This is a genomic window from Pseudomonas sp. NPDC087817 (assembly GCF_044742875.1).
GTDB lineage: Bacteria > Pseudomonadota > Gammaproteobacteria > Pseudomonadales > Pseudomonadaceae > Aquipseudomonas.
This window is the reverse complement of sequence record NZ_JBIUVJ010000118.1, coordinates 1-6,960: the sequence shown is the minus strand read 5'-3', so window position 1 is coordinate 6,960 and position 6,960 is coordinate 1. Positions and strand designations below refer to the sequence as shown.

General features: G+C 62.4%; 6 protein-coding genes. All 6 read right to left on the bottom strand.

Annotation, left to right across the window (positions count from 1 at the left end):
- Positions 1 to 833, bottom strand: an 833-nt coding sequence (locus tag ACIONG_RS29450) for a cell division protein FtsQ/DivIB (protein ID WP_401304455.1), incomplete at its 3' end; no start/stop codon positions are given.
- Positions 834 to 837: 4 nt separating this feature from the next.
- Positions 838 to 1,797: a D-alanine--D-alanine ligase gene (locus tag ACIONG_RS29445; protein ID WP_213026543.1), complete on the bottom strand. Its 960-nt coding sequence runs from the start codon at positions 1,795 to 1,797 to the stop codon at positions 838 to 840.
- A complete protein-coding gene (gene murC, locus ACIONG_RS29440) occupies positions 1,794 to 3,254 on the bottom strand; it encodes a UDP-N-acetylmuramate--L-alanine ligase (RefSeq protein ID WP_401304452.1) in 1,461 nt (486 codons plus the stop codon). Before murC ends, ACIONG_RS29445 begins: the two co-directional genes overlap by 4 nt.
- Complete coding sequence (gene murG, locus ACIONG_RS29435; protein WP_401304449.1) at positions 3,247 to 4,317, bottom strand: undecaprenyldiphospho-muramoylpentapeptide beta-N-acetylglucosaminyltransferase; 1,071 nt, start codon at positions 4,315 to 4,317, stop codon at positions 3,247 to 3,249. Before murG ends, murC begins: the two co-directional genes overlap by 8 nt.
- On the bottom strand, positions 4,307 to 5,524 hold the full coding sequence (gene ftsW / locus ACIONG_RS29430) for a putative lipid II flippase FtsW (RefSeq protein WP_103306213.1): 1,218 nt from the start codon (positions 5,522 to 5,524) through the stop codon (positions 4,307 to 4,309). Before ftsW ends, murG begins: the two co-directional genes overlap by 11 nt.
- Positions 5,521 to 6,867, bottom strand: a complete 1,347-nt coding sequence (gene murD / locus ACIONG_RS29425) for a UDP-N-acetylmuramoyl-L-alanine--D-glutamate ligase (RefSeq protein ID WP_401304445.1) — start codon at positions 6,865 to 6,867, stop codon at positions 5,521 to 5,523. The genes ftsW and murD overlap by 4 nt, the downstream gene beginning before the upstream one ends.
- Positions 6,868 to 6,960 lie beyond the last annotated feature (93 nt).

Sequence of the window (6,960 nt, the reverse complement as noted above, 5' to 3'; positions counted from 1 at the left end):
CAAGCAAAAGAATCCATACAACAAACACATAAGACAATGGAGTACAGAAGATAGATCATCCCAAATTTCGTAATCTGTTCTTTGAGCGTCTTGTCATAGATGGCGATGAAGCGGCGCATCTTTTCCACCAGGTTGCCGCGTCCCAGCAGCAACTCGATGCCGGGGCCGGAGCTGCCGGCACCGGTGGTCAGGAACCAGCTTCCGCGTTCACGCAATTCCAGGCGTGCGATCGAGAAGCCCAACGGCCGCAGCATCTGGCTCAAGACCTGATACTGCTGCATCACTTGCTGCTGAGCCCGTTGAGGGCCGAACAGCTGTGGCAGGTGTTCGTAGTTCGCCAGCTCCTTGGGCGTAAACGCCTGGCCCTGGTTGTTCAGCAACGACTCGTCGCCCCAACGGGCCACCGGCAGTTGCTCTTCGAGGCGGATCACCACTTGATCCGGCCACACCCGGCGCACTTCGGCGTGGGCGATCCAGGGCATTTGCTCAAGCTCGGTGCGCATGCCCGCCAGGTCGATGGTGAAGAAGCTAGACGCCACGTACGGGGCGATTCGCTGTTGCACCGCTTGCTGGCTGATGTAGCTCAGGTCGCCCTGCACGGCGATCTTGGTGATCGGCCGGTCGGCGTACGGCAGCAAACGCTGTGCGCCTTCGTAAGTACCGAACCCGAGCGCCACCAGCAGCACTGGCCAGAACAGGCTTTTGAGAAAACCGAAGTTGGCTTTCGGCAGGCGCGCGGACATCGGCTCTTTGGCCACCATTCGGCTGGCACCCCGCGGCACCGGCTTGCGGCCGGGTGCGGGTGGCTGATGTCTGAGCTGAGCGCCTTGCATCGTCTTAACCTCTAGCGTCTTCAACACTGGCGGCCAGAATGGCCAGAACCAGTTGCTGGAAATCCAGACCGGCCGCACGGGCCGCCATCGGCACCAGGCTGTGATCGGTCATGCCCGGGGCGGTATTCACTTCGAGGAACCAGAACTGCCCGTCGGCGTCCTGCATCACGTCCGCCCTGCCCCAACCGGCAATACCCAGCGCCTCACAGGCCTTGGCCGTGAGATCCATGAGTTCCTGTTCTTTGTCCGCGTCCAGCCCGCACGGAATGCGGTACTGGGTATCGTTGGCGATGTACTTGGCGTCGTAGTCGTAGAACGTGTGCGGTGTACCCAGGGCAATCGGAGGCAACACCTGGTCACGCAGGGTGGCGATGGTGAACTCCGGACCTTGAATCCATTGCTCGACCAAAACTTGCGAATCGTAGGTACTGGCCGCTTTCCATGCGTCGATCAACTCGGACGCAGAACTCACTTTGGCCATCCCGATACTTGAACCTTCATGCGCCGGTTTGACGATCAAAGGGAAGCCCAGTTCCGTCGCCGCGGAAATACAATCGGCTTCGCTGCACAGCACGGCGTGACGCGGCGTCGGAATCCCGAGGCTGTGCCAGACCTGCTTGGTACGCAATTTGTCCATCGCCAGCGCCGAGGCCAGAATGCCGCTGCCGGTGTAGGGAATCCCGGCGACTTCGAGCAGGCCCTGCATGCTGCCGTCTTCACCGCCACGGCCGTGAAGAATGATGAACGCGCGGTCGATTTTTTCACTCAGCAGACGCTGCAGAATATCGGCGCCGACATCGATGCCGAACGCGTCCACGCCAGCGCTTTGCAGCGCGTCGAGCACGGCGTTACCGGATTTCAGCGACACCTCACGCTCGGCACTCAGACCGCCGAAGAGCACGGCAACGCGGCCGAAGTCTTTCGGCGCGACAGTGGAAAACAGCTTGGCGTAGGCAGCAGTCATTTCAACTTCCCCTCGACCGACGCCGCCACGGCGCCAGCGAACAATTCACTTTTCAGCAGCTTCGGCGCGAGGCCGCCGATATCACCGGCGCCCTGGCACAGCAGAATGTCGCCGGCACGCAGCAGCGGCTTGACCAGCGGCGCCAGATCGACACCACGCTCGATGTAGATCGGGTCGAGCTGACCGCGCTGGCGGATGCTGTTGCACAGCTTGCGGCTGTCGGCACCCGGGATCGGCTCTTCGCCCGCCGGATAGACTTCCATCAGCAGCAGCACGTTGGCATCGGCCAGTACATTGACGAAGTCGTCGTACAGATCACGGGTGCGGCTGTAACGGTGCGGCTGGTAAACCATCACCAGACGGCGCTCCGGCCAGCCACCGCGCACGGCTTTGATCACGGCGGCGACTTCGGTCGGGTGGTGACCGTAGTCATCGACGAGCATCACGTTGCCGCCGTCCACCGGCAGTTCGCCGTAGACCTGAAAACGTCGACCAACACCCTGGAAGCCCGACAGGCCCTGGACGATGGCTTCGTCACTGACGCCTTCGTCAGTGGCGATGCAAATGGTCGCCAGCGAGTTGAGCACGTTGTGGTTGCCCGGCATGTTCACGGACACATCCAGCGGCTCGCGGTCAGGACGCAGCACGGTGAAGAAGGTCTGCATGCCTTGCTGACGCACATTGATCGCGCGCACGTCGGCGTCTTCGCTGAAGCCGTAGGTCACAGTCGGACGCTTGACCAGCGGAAGGATTTCACGCACCACCGGATCGTCCAGGCACATCACCGCCAGACCGTAGAACGGCAGGTTGTGCAGGACCTCGACGAAGGTTTTCTTCAGGTTGTTGAAGTCACCGTCGTAGGTCGCCATGTGGTCGGCGTCGATGTTGGTGACCACGGCCACCAGCGGTTGCAGGTGCAGGAAGCTCGCATCGCTTTCGTCGGCTTCGGCGATCAGGTAACGACTGGTGCCGAGCTGGGCATTGGTGCCCGCCGCATTCAGACGGCCACCGATCACGAAGGTCGGATCCAGCCCACCGGCGGCGAACACCGAAGCGATCAGGCTGGTGGTGGTGGTTTTGCCGTGAGTACCGGCGACGGCGATGCCGTGGCGATAGCGCATCAGCTCGGCGAGCATTTCGGCACGCGGCACCACCGGGATACGACGCTCAAGCGCAGTCGCGACTTCCGGGTTGGAGGTGTTCACAGCGCTCGACACCACCAGTACATCAGCGGTCGCGGCGTTTTCGGCACGGTGGCCGATGTAGATGTGTGCGCCGAACGACTCCAGACGCTCGGTGACCGGCGACGCTTTCAGGTCGGAACCGGACACTTCATAGCCCAGGTTCAACAACACTTCGGCAATCCCGCACATGCCCACGCCGCCGATACCGACGAAGTGGATGCGACGGATGCGGCGCATTTCCGGTTGCGGCATGGCTTTCTGATTCTCAACCATGGGCCACCTCCAGGCAGGTATCGACCACGCTACGGGTGGCATCGGGTTTCGCCAGACGGCGGGCCGCTTGGGCCATATCTTCGAGTCGTTGCGGTTGCATCAAGACCTCTGTCAGGCGCGCGGCAAGATCCGCGGCACCGGTCGTTCTTTTCGGCATCAGGAAGGCAGCGCCATCGCGGGCCAAATAATCGGCGTTGCGGGTCTGGTGATCGTCGATCGCGTGGGGCAAAGGCACCAGCATCGAGGGCAGACCGGCGGCAGCCAGCTCACTGATGGTCAACGCGCCTGCACGGCACACCACCAGGTCAGCCCAGCCATAGGCTTGGGCCATGTCTTTGATGAACGGCTGCACCTGCGCTTCCACGCCGGCGGCGCGGTAGCGCTCTGCAGTCACTTCATCGTGGTTTTTGCCGGCCTGATGAAACACTTCCGGGCGCAAATCGGCAGCGACTTGGGCCAGGGCTTCAGGCAGCAACTTGTTCAACGGTTCTGCGCCCAGGCTTCCGCCGAGGATCAGCAAACGCGCTTTGCGACCGGCCAGAGCAGGTCGCGATGTGTCGAGGAACAGCTCGCTGCGCACCGGGTTTCCGGTGGTACGGCGGGTGTCCGACAGAGTAAAGGTGTCGGGGAACGCTTCACACACCCGGGCGGCGAACGGCACCAGCAACCGATTGGCGGTGCCGGCCACAGCGTTCTGCTCGTGAACGATCACCGGCACACCGGCCAGTTTCGCGGCGAGACCGCCGGGGCCAGTCACATAACCACCGAAGCCGACCACACACACCGGCTTCAAGCGACGAATGATCGCCCGCGCCTGCCACACCGATTTCAGCAGCATGAATGGCGCCTTGAGCAGCGACAGCTTGCCCTTGCCGCGCAGGCCAGTGGCGTTGATCCGGTGCAGTTCCAGCCCTGCGGCCGGCACCAGTTCGTTTTCGATACCGCGTGGCGTGCCGAGCCAGTGCACGGTGTAGCCGCGCGCCTGAAACTCGCGGGCACAAGCCAGCGCCGGGAACACGTGGCCGCCGGTTCCGCCGGCCATGATCAATACGTTAGCGCCCATGATTCGGCTCCTCGGCGAAGTCGCTCTCATGGAATTCCATTTCTTCACTGCCCAGATGGGTTCGGCTCTCCCACTCGATCCTCAGCAACAAGCCAAGACAGGCGCAGCAGATCACCAGCGAGCTGCCGCCGTAACTGAGGAACGGCAAGGTCAGACCCTTGGTTGGCAGCAGACCGACGTTCACACCGATGTTGATCAGGAACTGACCGATCCACAGGAACGACAGACCGTAAGCCACATACGCGGCGAAGAACTGCTTGGCTTTTTCGGCCCACAAGCCGATGTACATGCCGCGAATACACACGAACACGAACAGTGCGACTGTGCACAACGAACCGACCGCGCCGAGTTCTTCAGCGAGAACCGAGAACACGAAGTCGGTGTGTGCTTCCGGCAGGTAGAACTGCTTCTGCACGCTGTTGCCCAGACCGACGCCGAGCCACTCACCGCGACCGAACGCAATCAACGCTTGCGACAACTGATAACCGGCGCCGAACTGGTCGGCCCACGGGTCGGCGAAGTTGGTCAGACGCGCCATCCGGTACGGCTGCATCTGAATCAGCAAGACCACGGCGCCGACCGCCAACACCACCATCAGCGAAAAGCGGAACAAGCCGACCCCGCCGAGGAACAGCATCGCCGCCGCTGCGCCCATCATCACGACGGTGGCACCGAAGTCCGGCTCCATCAGCAACAGACCGGCCATTGGCAGCAGCACGATGAACGGCTTGAAGAAGCCCATCCAGCTCTCGCGCACTTCTTTCTGACGCCGCACCAGATAACCGGCGAGGTAGATCACCACGAATACTTTGGCGATCTCGGACGGCTGCACGTTGAAGAAGCTGAAACCGATCCAGCGCATCGAGCCGTTAACTTCGCGGCCGATGCCCGGGATGATCACCATCACCAGCAAGCCGAAAGCACCAATCAACATCAGCCAGCCGAGGCGTTGCCAGGTGGCGATCGGAATCATCATGGTGACGATGCACGCGCCCAGACCCAACACCACATAAATAAGGTGGCGAGTCATGTAATACAGGGCACTGCCCGACTGCGCCGCACCCACTTCGGTGGACGCCGAGGCAATCATGATCAGGCCGAGACCGAGCAGCGCCAGACAACCGGCGAGCATCGGGAAGTCGAGGTCGATGCCGCGCCCGGTGATGATCGGCGACGGATACGGCTTGATGATATTGCGCAGGCTCATGCCAGATCCTCCACGGCGCGGACGAACTGGTGACCACGGTCTTCGTAATTCTTGAACATGTCGAAACTGGCGCAGGCCGGCGACAACAGCACCACGTCACCCGGCTGGGCGGCGGCGCGGCATTGCGCAACGGCGTCGACCAGCGAGGTCGCACGAATCAATGGCACGGCATCACCGATGGCTTCGCCGATCTTGTCGGAGTCGCGGCCCATCAGGATCACGGCGCGGCAGTTGGCCGCCACCGGAGCACGCAGATCATTGAATTCGGCACCCTTGCCATCGCCGCCGGCGATCAGGATGACCTTGCCGTCGATGTCCGCGCCCAGACCTTCGATGGCCGCCAGTGCAGCGCCAACGTTGGTGGCTTTGGAATCGTTGTAGTAAGCGACGCCGTCGAGATCACGCACCCACTGGCAGCGATGTTCGAGGCCGGCAAAGGTACGCAAGGCCGAGAGCATCGCATCGAATGGCAAGCCCACGGCATGACCGAGCGCCAGCGCCGCGAGGGCGTTGGACTGGTTATGCGCGCCGCGAATCTTCAGCTCACGCACTGGCATCAGGTTCTGGAATTCGAAGGCCAGATATTTCTCGCCGTCTTCTTCGCGGATACCGAATGCCTTGAAATCCGGTTTGGTCAGGCCGAATGTCCAGCATGGCTGGCCCTCGCCGATCAGCGGACGGGTCAACGCATCCTGACGGTTGACCACAAACTGCCTGGCGCCACGGAAAATCCGGTGCTTGGCGAGGTGGTAGGCCGGCAGACCGCTGTAGCGATCCATGTGGTCTTCGCTGATGTTCAGCACGGTCGCCACTTCAGCGTTGAGCTGGTCGGTGGTTTCCAGTTGGAAGCTCGACAGCTCCATCACGTACAGCTCGACGTCGTCGCTGAGCAGGTCCAGCGCCGGGGTGCCGAGGTTACCGCCAACAGCGACGTGTTTGCCGGCCGCAGCCGCCATCTCGCCGACCAGGGTGGTGACGGTGCTTTTCGCGTTGGAACCGCTGATCGCGACAATGGGCGCCTGCGCGTTACGCGCGAACAGCTCGATGTCGCCGGACAGTTTCACGCCACGGGCCGCGGCGGCTTGCAGGGCCGGGGTCGCCAGCGCCAGACCGGGGCTCACGTAGAGCTCGTCGGCACGGCACAGGAATTCGACGTCCAGCTCGCCACAACGCACTTCCACGTGCGGATAGTCACGCTTGAGCGTGGCCAGTTCCGGTGGATTTTCCCGCGTGTCGGCCACGGCAAACGACGTGCCCCGGGTCGCCAGGAAGCGAACCTGGGACATGCCGCTGTTGCCGAGGCCGACAACGATGCGGAAGTGGTCAGAAGCGATCAGAGACACTCGTTCTACCTCAGCTTCAGGGTGGCAAGGCCGATCAGCACGAGAATCACGGTGATGATCCAGAAACGGGGGGGGGGGGGGGGGGGGGGGCCG